This is a genomic window from Streptomyces sp. NBC_01314 (assembly GCF_041435215.1).
GTDB lineage: Bacteria > Actinomycetota > Actinomycetes > Streptomycetales > Streptomycetaceae > Streptomyces.
In genome coordinates this window covers 685,966-700,996 of sequence record NZ_CP108394.1, presented here as the reverse complement: position 1 = coordinate 700,996, position 15,031 = coordinate 685,966, and the positions used below count along the sequence as shown (strand labels likewise).

Genomic DNA, 15,031 nt, shown 5'->3' with positions numbered 1-15,031 from the left:
TGGCTGTGGCTGTGCTCGCGTCGTTGTGCGGCGAGGACAGCGGATACCCGGCGACGACCAGCACGCGCTGCTCATTGGGAAGTTCTGCATTGCTGTGGGAGCCCCGTTCGGTCAGCAGCGCAGGCGAGCGGTGTGTCCGTCGATGCGGACGATGCACTGCTTGAAGAGTGTCCTTCGCCGATCCGGGGGTCGCTCTGCATGAGCCACGACGTCCCGCTCACGCCCGCTCCCTCGATCGCTGCTTCACTTGTCTTGGCTTTGGCTCAGTTTCTGGTCTCGGTGGGCGGCGGGAGCGAGACCGCGGTCAGTTCTCCGCCTCCGCTGGGTGAGAACCTCGGCGCCTATCGTATGGAAGGTGAGCGACGCCGGCGGGATCGAGATAGGCACCGATGCGCCACGACAGATTCCGCTGCGGCGCAACAAGGGCTTCCGGATGCTGTGGATCGGCCAACTGCTGTCCGATACCGGCACGCAGATCAGCGGGATCGCCTACCCGCTGCTCATCCTGGCTCTGACCCACTCGGCGGTGCTCGCTGGGGTGGTGGGTACGGTGCGGGCGATTACCCTGCTGTGCCTGCAGCTTCCCGCCGGGGCGCTGTCGGACCGGTTCGACCGGCGGCTGACGATGATCATCTGTGACATCGTGCGCGCCGTCCTGCTGGCTCTGCTCGGCATCCTGATCGTGCTGGACCACGCGTCCTGGCCGGTGGTCCTGACCGTGAGCCTGATCGAGGGGGCCGCCGGTGCCGTCTTCACCCCGTCCGCCGCCGCCGCGCTGCCGGGAATCGTGCCGGACGGGCAGCTCGAACAGGCGTGGGCCGCCACTGAGGCCCGGACATACGGTGCCGGCCTGGCCGGCCCGGCGCTCGGCGGAATGCTGTTCGGGGTGGGCCGGGCCGTTCCGTTCCTGGCCGACGCAGTCTCTTTCGCGGTCTCGTTCGGCATGGTGAGCCGGATCCGCGGGCGTTTTCGCCCGGAGAACGCGGCCGGGCGCAAGTCGTTGTGGCGTGAGGTGTTCGATGGCCTGCAACTCGTCTGGCAGGTGCCAGTTCTGCGCGCGGCGTTGCTCCAGACACCCTTGGTGAACTTCGCCTTCAGCGGCGTGATCTTCAGCATCACCCTCGTGATGCAACGGGACGGTATCTCCACCGTGGTGATCGGCTTGGTGCAGGCAGGCATCGCGGCCGGCGGACTGCTCGGAGCCGTGGTCGCCCCCCGGCTGCAAGGGCGTATGCGTCTGGCAACCCTGGCTGCCACGATCACCCTGGCCGGGGCCCTGCTGTTCGGCGCTGCGGCCTTGCTCATCCCGTCACCGCTGGTGGCGGTGCCGGTCGGCTTGGCGCTGCTGCTCGCGCCGGCCGCGAACGGCGCGCTGGTTGCCGTGGTGCTTCGCAGCGCGCCGGAGGAAATGCGCGGCCGTGTCATCAGCACCGTGGTGATGGCGGCCACCGCGCTGGCGACGCTGGCGCCACTGGTGGCCGGTCTGATCATCCAGCATGTCTCCGGAGCCTGGGCGGTCGGCGCGTTCGCCGCCACGGCCGCCGTCGCGGCCGTGCTGTGCCTGCTCCTGCCAGGTTTTCGGCACGCGGAGTCCCCGGCGCCCGCACCGGGCTGAGTTTCTGAACGAACAGGCCTCCCGGGCTGGTGCCCAGCGTCGGGGCAAGGACTCAACCCGCGCGCCTTCGTGTTCGCGGCATTGGCGCCGGGTGACGATGCCGGCAATGGCGTCGAGTGAGCGGCCCAATAGATGCCGAGTCGCGCCCTCCTTCGGAACTGACCATCTAGGATGTCGGCCGCGCGTCGACGTCACATGCGGTTGACATCACGCGCGCGACTCATGGGCGGTCCGCGTCTGTGAGCCGTGCATTGACTGTGTCCGGTTGTCTGTGTGTCTACGGGGGCGAACTTCGGTGTTCGGAATCATCAGACCATGCCGTCATCGCCTGGGCGAGGGCATGCGTACCGAGTGGATGGCGCATCTGTGTGGACTGTGCCTGGCGCTGCGCGGCGAGTACGGGCAGTTCGCGCGGGTGGCCACGAACTACGACGGCCTGATCGTCTCGGTGCTGACCGAGGCGCAGTCGGAGCGTACCGGCGAGTGGAGGCGAGGCGCCGGTCCGTGCCCACTGCGCGGGATGCGGTCGGCGGAGGTGGCGCAGGGCGAGGGCGCGCGGCTGGCGGCGACGGTGTCGCTGGTACTGGCCGCAGCGAAGATACGTGACCATGTGGCTGACGGCGACGGCCTGTTGGGGCGCCGCCCGGTGACGCTGGCGGCTCGCCGAATCGCCCACCGCTGGGACCGCGCGGGTGCCACGGGCGGCGAACGGCTCGGCTTCGATACTGCGGTGCTGCTCGGCGCGGTCGAACGCCAGCCGCAGATCGAGCGGTTGACCGGTCCCGGTGGCTCGCTGTTGACGGTCACGGAGCCCACGGAGACGGCAACCGCCGCGGCCTTCGCACACACCGCGGTGCTCGCCGGCCGCCCGGGCAATGCCGAACCGCTGGCGGAGGCCGGCGGTCTGTTCGGTCGGCTGGCCCATCTGCTGGACGCGGTGGAGGACCTGGACGCCGACGAGGCGGCCGGTGCGTGGAACCCGATCGCCGTGACCGGCGCGGACCGCGCCGAGGTCCGCCGGCTCTGCGACGACGCCGTCCACGGGATCCGACTCGCACTGGCGAGTGCCGAGTTCGTCGACGGGCGGCTGGTACGGGCGCTTCTGGGCGGCGAGCTGGAGCGGGCCGTCGACCGCGTCTTCGAGGGTGGGCGTCACCACCACGAGCACCGCCACCAGGCGCGGACCCGGTTCATCCCGTTCACGCTGCCCTGGCTGGGACGCCGTACGGCGACGGAGACGCCCTCGGGGACCGGTACCGGTACGGGTATGGGCTGCGGCGTCGGGGCGCTTGCGGGCGCGCTCCCGGAGGGTGCGGCGATGGCGTCGGCTCGGCCGCGGGAGGGGCAGTGCCGGCGGTGCAACCAGTGGCGCCAGTTGTGCGGCCATTGCGGGTTGTGCTTCAACTGCTGTACCTGTGCCGAGGACGCCGGAGAAGGTGACGGGGAGCCCTGGCAGTTCGGCGACGGCAATCGCAACGGCGGCTCGAGCCGCGACAGTTCCGGGGGCGACGGCTGGTCCGGCGGCCCCGGTGGCGGCAACTCGGGCGGCAACTCGGGCGGCTCCTCCGGTGGTTCGGGCGGCGGAGGTCATGGGTCCAGTGGTGGCTCGGGTGACGGCTGCTGCAACCCGTGCAATTGCTGCTGCGACTGAACGGCGTATGAGCCGGGCGGCCCCCGACCCGGAGGGGAGCTGGGTGCGGGGCTTCTCGTCATGCTGCGAGTCGAGTACGACGTACGCCACCGCGCCCGGCGCACGCACCGCACGCACCGCGCCCGGCGCACCCACGGCGTTCGTGGGCCCTGCGCGAGCGCTCGCTGCGCACTTCACGCTCACGTCCTCTCAGGCTGATGCCTGGCTTCTCTCGCTCTGTACCGCTTGCCTCGTGCGGCAGTCCCAACTCCGCCTGGCCCGGCCGATCGTCCGGCTCGCGGAGTCGGTACCCCGCCCCAACTGCGACGCGGATCAAACTGGGGGAGAGGCGCAGGCCCCCTCCCGCACGGTCTGGGAGGGGGCCGGTGTCCTCGTCCGGGCCGGATGGGATGAGCGAGGCCGAACGGGGCGTGTTACGTCAGCTGGACTCCACCCCTACCGTCAGCGACCCGGCGTACCCGGCCGATGGTGAGCTGCCCAGGGCCGTCAGAGTGAGCAGGCCCGAGGCGGCGCCTCCGCCGTCGTAGATGGAGTCCTGGGCGAGCGTTGTGCGGGGGACCGTGTTGCTGCGGTACGGCGCGATCGCCGCGACCGCTCTCGTGACGGACTCGGCGAAGTAGAGCTGGCCGGTGAAGAGCTCCTGACCACCGGTGAACGAGCCGTCGGCGGTGAGCCGGACGTTGACGTGGACCTTGAGGTGGATGTGGATGCACCGGCCGCGGTACCAGCCCGGGTAGACCGTGGTGATCCGTGCGACGCCGCTGGAGTCCGTCAGTACGCCTCCGCGCAGGAAGGTGCCGTTGTCGGGCTCGTTGTGGCCGTTCTCCCCGACGAACCCGGAGTACTCACCGAGCACGTCGGCGTGCCAGATCTCCACCAGGGCGTTGTTGAGCGGAGCGCAGGTGTCGTCGTCGACGACGGTGAGGGTGAGCTGGAACGGGATGCCTGTTTTGTTCTCGCGGATGTTGGAGCGGACGAACTGTCCGTCGAGGTAGTAGGGGCCTTCGGTCATCTCCCTGGTGAGGGTGCAGACGGCCGCGGCGGCCACGGGAGCGGTGTTCCCTGTGTTCCCTGTGTCCGCGTCGGCTGTGGGGGCTTCAGGTGTGACGGTGGCGGCCACGGCCAGGGCGGCGGCCGTGGCGCCGGAGGCGATCAGGACGCTGCGGCGCCCGATCGGAGTCGCCTGTGAGGGCTCTGAAGTGTCTGTCATGTACTCGACAGTAGAGCGGAATCTGTGGATCTCGTGTGGGGTTTTAATTATGCATTATTGTCAAGTCCCTTCTGAGACAGGTGACTTGCTGAGGCTCGACCGGCCGCGCTCGGCGCCGTTGAGTCGGAGCGCACGAGTGACGGCTTCGAGTACGGCACGCGAGGCGTCGGCGAGGCTGTCGCGTTGGTGGGGGTGGCGGCCACTACCTGTCGGCTCACGCCCAGGGCCTGAAGCGCGTCTTCGATGGGGTCACGCAGTCGTCCTCGGCGGGAGACAGTGATGTGTTCGGGGCCGTGTAGTCCTCGAGGCTGAGCGGGCCTTGGCACAGAGGGCCGAGTCTGACGCGGAAGCGACGGTAGCCGCGGGAAACACCAGCGGTCGGAGCCGGCGCGGCCGCCGTCTGCCTGGTCACCTCCGCCGAGACCGCCCACCGGCTCGGACCGACTCCGATGTGCGGCGGGTCTCTTTCTCGAACGGCAGCCCGACACGCGTCCGACGCGTGCGAGGGGGCGCGGCTCCGGTGGCCGGGGCCGCGCCCCCTCGGTCAGGTCTGCGTCGGATCAGGCCCGCGTCGCGGGGCTCACCGGTGCGTGCCTGTGCCCAGGAGGTCGGGCAGCGGGTTGACGAGACCACCGGTCGGTGACTGTCGCTGGGCGGAGGGCCCGGCCGGCCAGACCGCGGGGCAGTGGGCGCCCTTGCGGGGGGTCTTGAGGGTGATGAGGTAGGTGTCGATGGCATCACGTGCGCAGGGGCTCAGCCAGTAGTCGCCGTGGCCGACACCGTCGTAAGTGAGGAACACGGCCTCGCGGCCGATCTGCCGGGCCGCGTTGGAGCCCCAGGAGTGCGGTGTCGCCACGTCGTAGCGGCTGTTGGTCAGCAGGATCGGCGCGCTGCCGTCGACACGGAGCCGGTGCGGCGGGTTGGTCACCTCGGTCGGCCAGTCCTGGCAGCCGGTCAGGTCGGTCCAGGCGAGGGAGCTGAGCCGGGTGACGGGGGCGAGCCGGGCGAGCTTGCGCTCGTAACGGGCGAGGGTGGCGTACGAGGGCACGTCGAAGTCGTAGTCCTGGCACATCACCGGGAGATACCCGAACGGGGTCGGCTCGCCACGCTGGCGGAGGGTCCGTCCCGCGGCGGGGTCGGCGGCGTCCAAGTCGGCGAGGAACTGGGCGAAGCCGAACCAGTTGGCCGGGTCATACATGTAGCCGAAGGCGACGCCCTGGAGATCCTGGGTGGTGACGGAGTAGGGCGGGTCGCCCGGCAGGACCAGCTCACCGGCCTCGGCGCGCTGGTAGAGCGAGTCGAACAGGGCGCGGGCGTCACGGCCGTGGAGCACACAGGACGGCGTACGGGCACACCAGTCGGCGAACTGGCCGTACGACTCCTCCATCGCGACGGCCTCGGTCCTCTGGTAGTTCCACGTGTCCAGGCTGTGGTCCATGTTCGAGTCGAGCGTCATCGCGCGGACGCGGTGCGGATAGCGCTCGGCGTACTGCTGGCCGATCCCGGTCCCGTACGAGACGCCGTAGTAACTGATCCGCCGCTCGCCGAGGCCGACGCGGATCGCCTCCATGTCGCGGATGACGCTCGCGGTGTCCATGTGGTCGAGGAGCGGTCCGGTGAGGTCGCGGCAGTTCTCGCCGAGCGCGCGGTTCGCCTCGCGGAGGGCGGTGAAGGAGGAGGCGCTGTCCGGGTAGAGCAGCGCGCCCTGTGCGGCCACCCTGTCCTCGTCGCACATCACCGGGTTGCTGCGGCCGACACCGCGCGGGTCGAAGCCCACGATGTCGAAACGCTCCAGCAGCTCGGGCGAGAAGGACTCAGGAGCGCTGAACGCGAAGCCGACGCCCGAGCCGCCGGGGCCACCGGGGTTGATCAGCAGCGAGCCGATACGGCGCTCGGGCTGGGTCGCCAGGTGGCGGGCGAGGGCCAGGTCGATGGTGGCGCCGCGCGGGCGCTTCCAGTCCACGGGCACCTTGATGGTGGCGCACTCGAAAGTGCCCTGGCCCGAGGGAGATTCACATGGCTCCCAGGCTATGCGCACGGGTAACGGAGTCTTGGCCGAAGGTGTGGTGTCCGAGGGGGCGGCGACGGCGGTGCCGGCGAGCAGTTGGCCGAACAGTGCGGTGACCAGGGTTCCTACGGCCAGTCTCCGGCGCCCTCTCGAAGACGGGAGCTGTGGGGGATTGAACGGCACGGATGTTCCTCCATGGGGCGTGAGTTCACAGAAGGATCACAGCATGGTCTGTAATGTGCTTACAGGACAAGGAACATGATGTGCCGTCAGATAAATGACACAGGGCGGTGCCCCTCCGATGTTCTGGCCCGACGGACAGACGGCGGGGCTCCTTCAACGTCAGCCAGTTGATGCCCGCGTTCACTGTGGGCGTGTTGCGAAAGCGCCGATCGCGCAGCACAACGACGTCTGATTGCCGCCAGCAAGGTCCTGCTGTGGTGCTCATGCTGGCGGCATGACGATGTCATCCACTACGGAATCGGCAACAGTTCTCACCGGCATGTATGCGGCTGAGGCGGAGTACCTGGCGGCGGGAGGCCCAGGCGAGGCCTCGTTCGACCTGCTCGCCCCGTTCTTCGCGCCGGATGTCGAGCTGCATCAAGCAGATGCTCTGCCCTATGGAGGCACCTGGCGTGGGCACTACGGCATGACGCAGTTCTTCCTCAGGATGGGAGAGGTGTGGGAGTCGTTCGACATGGTGGAGCAGGAGTTTCTTGCCACCGGTGAGACCGCGGTCGTGCTCACACAGGTCCGAGCTCGCGCTCGCGCGACCGGCCGTGAACTCAGCTTCCCCATTCTGCAAGCGATCACGGTCAAGGACGGGCGTATCACCGAGGTCCGTCCGTTCTACTGGGACACGCGGGCCATCGCCGACGCCTGCGCCGTGCCGACACCGACAGACTGAGGTCGACGGCGAGACCCACTGGTCACAGCCACTCGTTGAGTACTGCCACCAGCACGGGCGCCTCGTAACGGACGGCAGGCGACAGCTCCGGATCAGGACACTTGTTTCTCCGGGTCGCAGTGAACAGCTCCGCCCGCGACAAACCCACCCCGGCCTCCCCACCCCGGCCTCCCCACCACGACCGGGGAGCCAGTTCGGATGTTGCTGGCGCCTCAGTGCTGGACCAGGCCGCCGACCGGGACGGCAGCGACGTGGCCGTTCGCCGGAAGCGACTGAGCCAGGGCGAGGCCGATGTCGACCAGCGATGACCGATGCAAGCAAGCGACATCGGGAATCGGCGTCCAGACCGACTCGACGATGTCGCCGTTCGGCTCCGGCCGCAGCTGGCCGCCGGTGATACGAACCTGGTAGAAGACGCCGACATTCTGGTGCTCTGGTCCGCCGGGGACGGCACGTTCAGCCGCGGGGATCACCCGGGAGTCCACACCCAACAGGCGTTCGACCACCGCGTCGCAGCCGGTCTCCTCAGCGACCTCCCGGATCACCGCGTCGAACGGATCCTCCGCGTGCTCGACCTTTCCACCCGGAAGGGTCCAGTTGCTCTCTCCGTTCGGCAGCACGTGACGGGCAAGCAGTACCCGCCCGCCCTCGATACACACGGCGTACGCCGCCAGCCGGAAACTCATTCCCCCGTACCTCCCACCTGACTGACCCTATCCCGACCTCCGGAGAGGGCCTACTCGCACGCGGGACGGCGGGGCGCGCGGACGGTGGCTGATCGGGTGGGGGCCGCTCCTCCGATTGGGTCCGATGGCTCGGCCGGTCGGTGGGAAGCCCCACATGCGGGGACGGTCGTATGGGAGGACCTGAAGCGCCGGGAGCGTACGCGTGATTTCAAGTGATCCCGAGCGCCTTGCTCTGTCCGAAGGTTGCCCTGCCGCCGCAGGAGGGGGCGCAGGGCAATGGCCATGCTGGCAAGGTCGTCCACCGATTCAGCGAGGACGACTACGACACCGAGCACGGTGACTTCAGCTTCAAGGTCGGACCCCAGCTGTCCACCCTTCGGCGGCGGCAGTCTCCATGGTCACCGCGCGCGGCCCCGACGTCCTGCCGGTCGGCGTCCTGCCGGTCGGCGTAATGATCACGAGCGCAGGATCACCGCTCGATCGCTGACCGACCGTCAAGCTCGGCGGGTCGTCCCGCCGAATGACGGGCCAGCGTGAGCACCAGCGACACCGGTCGGCATCGGTGACGGAACGGCAGGCTCAGCCGCCGAGGTGGCTGCCGATCGACCGGGCGACGTCGGGGTGGGCGAGGTACTCGACGATTTTGTGCGCACGGTCGCGGGCGTTGACGACGGCGAGGTCGGACAGCCCGTCCGCCCAGTCGTCGCCCAAGGGGCATCCGATGGCCACCGCGTCGGTCGGGCACCAGACGTTGAGCCAGTCGGCCACGACGTCCGGACGCTTCGGCCCGCCGACGAGCAGCCTGCTGTACACGCTGTCCAGGCCGAGGGGACTGCCCGCCGTGGTCAGATGGACGAGATCCACCCCGGGGGACAGCCGTGTGGTGAGATCCAGGCCGACGACCGTGCCGAGGCTGTGACTGACGAGCACCACTTCTCCCGAGTCCGGCATCGTCTCCAGTACGCAGCCCAGGACCTCGTCCCGGATGCGCTGGTCGTCGAGGTACGCGGCCACGTCACGGAAGACCAGGGCGATCGCCCACGCGTCGAGGTCGCTCCTGGCGGCCAGCCAGCTCAGCCGCTTCTGCAGGGCTCCGACCACGTCACCCATGCCGATCCGTTCGGTGGCCAGTCGGCTCTCGTGCGGCATGTCCCACTTCGTGGCCGCCTCGCCGATGATCTCCTCGTACACCGCGCGTGCGGTGGGGGCGGTCGGTGCGACAGCCTCCGCCGCCCTGGCGGTCGGCGCCTCGACCAGGTGGGGGACGGCCTCATGCGCGGTCAGGGCCTGCACCAGTCTGTCGCCGTAGTAGGGGAACCAGACGTCCGCCGGGTCGACCGGAGGGAGACCGGCGCGGACGAGCCCCTGGTTGAGTCCGGCCGTCCAGTCGCGGCGCAGGTCCTCGGGCACCAGGCCTTCCTGGGAGCGACCGTGCAGGAAGACCAGATGCCGTCTGCCGCCGAACGCGCCGTCCCGGGCACGCAGGCCCGCCCGCGCGGTGACGTTCTCGACGGCCGTGGGCGACGCCGCGGCGGCGGGAGCCGGAGCCGCCACCGGAACTGCGGCGGCCTCCGCGACACCCAGCCCCGACTCCGGGCCCATCTCGGCCAGCAGCGCCTGCTGACGGGAGGAGAGGGGCAGGGCGGCGAGGTGCTTCAGAATGGAGCTGATGCGTACGCCCTCGTTGGACACCCAGTCGATTGCGTCGTCGCCGTCACCGGGCTGCCAGACCTGCCCGTCACGGCGCAGGACGCGTCCCTGTCCGTCGGTCCTGGGGACACCGCTGTGGTGGAGCGCGACGACCTCCCACTGGTCGTTGAAGACGGGAGAGCCCGAATTGCCGGGCTCGGTGTCCGTCTTGTAGTGGAGGAAGTCGTCGAGGCGCACCTGGAGCATGTTGTCGCGTACGGCGATCTCCTTCAGCCGCCCCATCGGATGGCCGATGACGTTGACCGGCTCGCCGATGACCAGCTTTCCCTTCTGGGCGCTGAGCCGGTTCCAGCCGAACGTCTCCCCAGCGGGCCGCAGGTCCGGGCCGGGGGCGACCCGCACCAGGGCGAAGTCGAGGCGTTGGTCCGCCGCGAAGAACCCGTCCGGGTCGAGCTCCAGCCGCGTCGGCGACTGGGGTGTGTTGTCGACGGTGACCTGGGCGTCGAACTCCACGAAGCTCTGCCGGGCGGCCTCCGTGTCGGGGAGCACGTGATGGTTGGTCAGCAGCAGGTTCGGCGACACCAGGAAGCCGGTGCCGACGGGCAGCTCACGGCCGTTCTCCCGCACCGAGATCCGGGCGATGGTACGGGCCGCCCGGGCGCCGCGCGGCAGGAAGCTCCAGGCCTGCAGGTCCCTGGACACCCCGAGGATGCGTTCGTACGCGGCGGTTGCCTCCAGCGGGTCCGCGCGGACGGCCTCCACCACCATGGCGGCGGGCACCGCCTGCCGGTCGAGCAGCCGGGCCGCGCGCGCCGCGAGTGCCTCCTCCGAGTCCGGGAAGGCCACCCCGGCGTCCTGCTGCCGCTGGAGGGTCCGTCGCTCGTCGCCTGTCTCTCCGTACCGTGCGGCGGCCGCCGCGACCTGGCGCTCCCGTTCGTCGTGGGACCTGTCCGTCGCTACCATGTCAAGTCACCGTCCTTCCGGCTGTGTTCCACGGCACGAAGGCGTTCGTCAGCCCCGTCAGAGCCGTACGCAGCTCCGGGTGGTGGCGCAGCAGCACCGTGATCATGGAGTTGTCGTCGATCCAGGCCATACCGGCCTTGGAGTACACCTCGGGGGTGTAGTACTCGGTGAAGAAGCGGTCGCTGTTCAGCCGGCGTGAGGCCATCAGGATGAAGATGCGGAACGCCGTGTCGCTGAAGGCGAATCCGGTCGGCAGTTTCTCCGCGTACAGCCCGACCATGAGGTCGACCTTCTCGATGTCGCCGTCGTAGAGCTCCTGGATCTGCTCGGCCCATGCCCGGTTCTCGGTCAGTTCCAGGAAGTCCGCGGCGGGCCTCAGCCGCAGCAGTCGGCGGAACTCGTTGTAGCGGGGGACGCCCAGCTCCCGGGAGCGCAGGATGTCGGTGGCGGCGAGGTCCTGCAGTTGTCCGTCGGGGCGCTCGAACTCCTGAAGGAACCTGGGGAAGTTGTGCATGGTGACCAGTCCGGGGTGGAGCGTGCCGAAGCTGTAGAGCAGGTCGGTCATCTCGGTGGTCTCCAGGACCTTCAGCGCCCCGGGCCCCGAGATGTCGCGGAGGGTGCAGTGGCGCAGGCTCGTGTCGTCGGCGGCCGAGCGCAGATGCCACTCGTCTCGGATGAGCGGGTGCATGCGGTAGACAGCGACGAACTCCTCGGTGAGGGAGTACGGGACGCCGTAGTGGTCCGTTTCGGCGCCGGGGATGCCGCTGACGACCTCGCTGTCGCTGATCCGGCCGAAGAGGTTGTGGACACGCTCGCCCGCGACGCCCCACCAGTTGGCGCGCAGTGCCTTGACGGTGGTGGGGTGGCTGATCACGGCCGGTGTCCACTCCACGGTGTGGATCTTGGCGAGGAGCGCGGCGTTGACGAGCCGGGCCCGCTGGAAGAGTTCCTCGTCGTTCCAGGACGGGTAGGCGCCGTGCAGGTGGTCGCAGATCGCGTTGTGCTCACGGACGAACAGGTCGTGCATCATGGCCAGGCCCAGCCAGAAACCGGGGATGTGCGAGGGATCCCGGGAGGGGTCCGAGGGGATCGGGGACTGCTCGTCGTCCCACACATGCAGCTTGCCCAGCTCACCGGTGCGCATCAGACGCTGCTCGGTCTCGTTCGTCCCGTAGATCTGCGAGGCGTCCCACCAGTGGGAGGACACGTTGACGCGGGTGTCGGGCGTTCCCGCGGGTGCCTGCGGGTCGCGGGTCGGGTCGTCCGGGGTCCGCATGATCCGCATGGGGTGTTCCGGCCATGGGTCGTCGTCCATGAGGGGTACTTCCCAGGGCCGTTCCGTGGGGCTGCTCCCGTGGCTGAACCAGTCGCGGACCATGAACTGAAGCCAGGCGGCGACCAGGGAGTTGACCGATTCGGCGGGGGTGAGCTCGTCGCGGGTGAGCAGGGCGCGGCTGACCTCGCGCGGGCTCGGCGCGGACAGTACGTCCTCGGGTGTGGCCGGGGCGATCCGGTCCAGCGGGATGTTCCGGCCGAAGCGGGTGCCCGCCATGCCCATGCGCGGCTCGTCGAGGTCGTTGTGGCTGCCGTCGGCGGTCCGGTTGACCTTGTGGGTCTCGGAGGGCGGCGCGGGATCGGGCAGGTTGGCCGAGGGCAGACGGCCGGTGTCGTGGAGGTTCTTCTGCCGGAGTTTGACGCGCAGTCCGAGGAGCGTCAGCAGACCCGGTATGACGGGCAGTTTGTCCCAGCCGAGGCGCCGGTCCACGAATTCGGCGCCGGCGGTGACGACCCGCCATGGCAGTGACGTTCGGTGTCCGGCCGCGGAGCGGCGTGCGGTGCGTCGCTGCTTGCTCATCACGGTTCTCCTTGGGTGGTCGCGAGGATCACGTCGCTCGCCTTCTCGCTGATCATGTAGATGGGGGTGGCGACGAAGAATCCGGGAATGCGGGGGAAGACCGAGGCGTCGACGATCCGCAGGCGGTCCACTCCCCGCACCCGGAACCTGCTGTCGACGACCGCAGAGGGATCGTCCGTTCGTCCCATCCTGCAAGTGCACGACGCGTGGTGGCCCCAGGCCTCGTCCTGCACGAAACGGCGGACGTCGTCGAGGCCGTCGACCTCCTCGCCGGGCCACAACTCCTTGAGGATCACGGAGCCGGCTTTGCGGTTCATCCCGCGCACGAACTCGACGGCACCGGCCATGGCTTCGAGATCCACGGCGTCCTTGTCCGTGCCCTCGCCGAAGTAGTGGAAGTTCACCAGTGGGGTGTCACGGGGGTCGGTGGAGCGAAGCCGCACCCGACCCCCGGTGTTCTGGGTGCGGCTCTTGAGGATCGCCCAGGTGAAACGGTCCCGATGGCGGGTCAGGTCGAGCGAGTAGCCGGGGTGGTAGCCCCGGAAGTCGAAGGGGCCGCCGAAGATGAACAGGTCGGGTGCGTCCAGCTCCGGACGGGACTTGCGGGTGACACCGACGACGGCGCCGTTGGTCGTGTACAGACCTTCGCCGCGCCGCCAGGCCCGGTAACAGCGGTCCGGTTCGGTCCCGGACCGCGGCGCGTGGAAGTCGCAGTCCTTGAGCACCGGGAACTCGCGGTCCATCTGGCTGACCACGCCGACCTCGTACCGGTCCTGCAGATTCGCGCCCACGCCCTGGAGGTCGACCCGTACGGGTATGCCGTGCCGCTGCAGCTCCGCACGCGGTCCGATGCCCGAAAGCATCAGCAACTGGGGTGTGTTGAAGGCGCCCGCGGCCAGGATCACCTCGCGGGAGGCCAGGACCCTGCGCAGGCCCGGCGGCCCGGCGTCCGGCCGGCTCGCGGGGGCGGCCCGGTAGGCGTGCGCCCCGTCCAGATAGTCGATGCCGGCCGCGGCTCCGTTCCGGTCCAGCACGACCCGGGCCGCCAGGGCGTTCGTACGGACCACCAGGTTGCCCGGATGGCTTCGCTGTACGGCCTGGACTCGCTCGCGTACGGCACTGCGCCGGCCGTTCGCCGTGGAGAGGGGGATCTGCCACAGCCCCTGCAGGGCACGTGTCTGCGCCCGCCAGTCGTTGGGGTCGACGAAGGAGCCGAACCCCTCCAGCGGGGACAGCGGCCGGTCGAGGAGGTCGGCCAGGGTGTCCTCCGCGGCCGAGAGGATGACCTTCAGCAACTGCTTGTCCTCGACGACCAGTTCGGGGTCGGCGAGGGCGGTCGGCAGCCAGCCGTCGAAGCCGTGGCGTGCGTCGTTGCGGTACCGGGCGCCTGTGAAGGGCAGGACCTTCAGCAGCGCGGCAAGCAGCGTGGCCAGCAGCGGGTTGGCGGGCGGCTCCTTGGGCCTCGGCCGGTAGGTGCAGCGTTCCAGCCGTTCGAAGTACCGGCGCATGGCCGTGCTGTGCCACGTCGCGTCGCCGGTCTCCTCCGCGATCGCGTCCCAGTCGCGGTTGTACGGATAGACGGTGATCAGCGCATGGTGCGCGGTGCAGCCGCCGACCGTCCCGGCACGCGGGTAGAGGATGCCCCGGCCCGGGACGAGTTTGCTGTCGCGCTGTTGCTGCCGCTCGTCGGCGTAGTGCTCCACGAAGTAGTTCCAGCACTGGACGGGGTCCTCGGAGGCGTCCGCGTGGAAGGCGGGCACCAGGTAGTTGTCGTTCTCCGGGGCACCACCCGCGTCGAGCAGCAGGGTACGCATGCCCGCGGCGGCGAGGTTGGCCGCCAACGGTCCGCCTCCCGCCCCGGCGCCGACGACGACGTAGTCGAAACCCGTCTCGGCCGGGGAAACGGCACCGGGCTCACCCGTCACTTCCGCTTCCCCTTCATCGGGTTGGCGAGCGAGGCGGCGGCCAGGACCGTGTTGGCGGCCGAGATGAGCGTGGTCAGCGCCGCGGTGCGCGGTGGAAGCCGGCCGCTCAGGCCCAGCGTGGCCGCTGTCGCGGTGTCACTGCCGTGGATCAGGACGCCGTCGCGCAGGTACTCCCGCAACCGCTCGTCGCGGTTGGTCAGCAGATCGAGGCCGAGCAGGATCGTACGGACCCCGAAGAGCCGGAAGGCGTACACGGCCGCCGGACTGGGCGGCTCACGATCGGGGTCGAGGCGCCGGATGAGCAGTTCGGGTGTGAGCAGTCCGGCGGCCCCGTTGAAGAGCCGGATTCCGGCGAGCACGTAGACCGAGACAGCGCGAGGAGCGGCTTTCCGGGTGGCCATCATGTCTCCTGACGGTGCAGTGACGGGAACTGCCGCCGAACCCCCGACGAGGGAGAAGAACTCTCTGAAAACACTCCAATCAGCACATTATGGGAATCGCTGCTCCCCTGCACCTTGGGCCCCGGGGGACTTACCGATATCTCCGACGCGCATGCGCGCC

Annotated in this window: 10 protein-coding genes; 3 read left to right on the top strand and 7 right to left on the bottom strand. The window is 69.6% G+C overall.

What is annotated here, in order from left to right; genetic code table 11:
• The first annotated feature begins 355 nt into the window (after positions 1-355).
• Together OG622_RS03220 and OG622_RS03215 are read left to right on the top strand one after the other, a co-directional pair.
• Positions 356-1,615 (top strand): MFS transporter, encoded by a 1,260-nt coding sequence (locus OG622_RS03220; protein ID WP_371573078.1) that lies wholly within the window; start codon positions 356-358, stop codon positions 1,613-1,615.
• 340 nt (positions 1,616-1,955) lie between these two features.
• Complete coding sequence (locus tag OG622_RS03215) at positions 1,956-3,266, top strand: DUF5685 family protein (RefSeq protein ID WP_371573076.1); 1,311 nt, start codon at positions 1,956-1,958, stop codon at positions 3,264-3,266.
• A gap of 418 nt (positions 3,267-3,684) precedes the next feature.
• On the opposite strand, the gene OG622_RS03210 is transcribed toward OG622_RS03215, so the two are convergent.
• Both OG622_RS03210 and OG622_RS03205 read right to left on the bottom strand, forming a co-directional pair.
• Positions 3,685-4,476 (bottom strand): intradiol ring-cleavage dioxygenase, encoded by a 792-nt coding sequence (locus tag OG622_RS03210; RefSeq protein WP_371573074.1) that lies wholly within the window; start codon positions 4,474-4,476, stop codon positions 3,685-3,687.
• Positions 4,477-5,056: 580 nt separating this feature from the next.
• Complete coding sequence (locus OG622_RS03205; RefSeq protein ID WP_371573072.1) at positions 5,057-6,439, bottom strand: alpha/beta hydrolase; 1,383 nt, start codon at positions 6,437-6,439, stop codon at positions 5,057-5,059.
• A gap of 502 nt (positions 6,440-6,941) precedes the next feature.
• Between OG622_RS03205 and OG622_RS03200 the strand changes: the two genes are divergently transcribed.
• Complete coding sequence (locus OG622_RS03200) at positions 6,942-7,391, top strand: nuclear transport factor 2 family protein (protein WP_371573070.1); 450 nt, start codon at positions 6,942-6,944, stop codon at positions 7,389-7,391.
• Between the two features lie 212 nt (positions 7,392-7,603).
• Here OG622_RS03200 and OG622_RS03195 read toward each other — a convergent pair whose 3' ends face one another.
• The 5 genes from OG622_RS03195 to OG622_RS03175 all read right to left on the bottom strand — a co-directional run bounded on the left by OG622_RS03195 (position 7,604) and on the right by OG622_RS03175 (position 14,871).
• Positions 7,604-8,077, bottom strand: a complete 474-nt coding sequence (locus OG622_RS03195) for an NUDIX hydrolase (protein ID WP_371573068.1) — start codon at positions 8,075-8,077, stop codon at positions 7,604-7,606.
• Positions 8,078-8,656: 579 nt separating this feature from the next.
• A complete protein-coding gene (locus tag OG622_RS03190; RefSeq protein WP_371573067.1) occupies positions 8,657-10,690 on the bottom strand; it encodes a serine protease in 2,034 nt (677 codons plus the stop codon).
• A gap of 1 nt (position 10,691) precedes the next feature.
• Positions 10,692-12,545: a peroxidase family protein gene (locus OG622_RS03185; RefSeq protein ID WP_371573066.1), complete on the bottom strand. Its 1,854-nt coding sequence runs from the start codon at positions 12,543-12,545 to the stop codon at positions 10,692-10,694.
• Positions 12,545-14,470 (bottom strand): GMC family oxidoreductase, encoded by a 1,926-nt coding sequence (locus tag OG622_RS03180; protein ID WP_371573065.1) that lies wholly within the window; start codon positions 14,468-14,470, stop codon positions 12,545-12,547. Before OG622_RS03180 ends, OG622_RS03185 begins: the two co-directional genes overlap by 1 nt.
• Positions 14,467-14,871 carry a hypothetical protein gene (locus OG622_RS03175; protein ID WP_371573063.1) on the bottom strand — a complete coding sequence of 135 codons (405 nt, stop codon included), beginning with the start codon at positions 14,869-14,871 and terminating at the stop codon, positions 14,467-14,469. The genes OG622_RS03180 and OG622_RS03175 overlap by 4 nt, the downstream gene beginning before the upstream one ends.
• Positions 14,872-15,031 lie beyond the last annotated feature (160 nt).